The sequence below is a fragment of the uncultured Algibacter sp. genome (genome assembly GCF_947495675.1).
Classification (GTDB): domain Bacteria; phylum Bacteroidota; class Bacteroidia; order Flavobacteriales; family Flavobacteriaceae; genus Algibacter_B.
Genome location: NZ_CANLZX010000057.1, coordinates 1 through 464 on the forward strand (window position 1 = coordinate 1; position 464 = coordinate 464).

At 36.9% G+C, this 464-nt stretch carries 1 pseudogene; it reads left to right on the forward strand.

From position 1 onward, the window contains the following. Positions 1-464 (forward strand): annotated as a pseudogene (locus Q0842_RS16075) (transketolase); the annotation flags it as partial.

Here is a 464-nt window from a genome sequence, read left to right on the forward strand (position 1 = left end):
ACAAGAGCAGCTTCTTCAGGAGTTTTAGGTTATTTAGCAGAAAATGTAGAAAACATGATAGTCTCATCTGCCGATTTATCAAATAGTGATAAAACAGATGGTTTTTTAAAGAAAACACATGCACTTAAAAAAGGCGATTTTAGCGGGTCGTTTTTACAAGCAGGAGTAGCAGAGTTAACAATGGCATGTATAGCAAACGGTATAGCATTACACGGTGGTATTATACCAGTAGTAGCAACGTTCTTTGTGTTTTCAGATTACATGAAACCAGCTATACGTTTAAGCGGAATTCAAGAATTAGGAGTTAAGTATGTTTGGACACACGATGCTTTTAGAGTAGGAGAAGATGGTCCAACACACCAACCAGTAGAGCAAGAAGCACAAATACGTTTATTAGAGAAGTTAAAAAACCATAGTGGTAAAAATAGTTTTTTAGCCTTACGACCTGCAGATTCAGCAGAGAC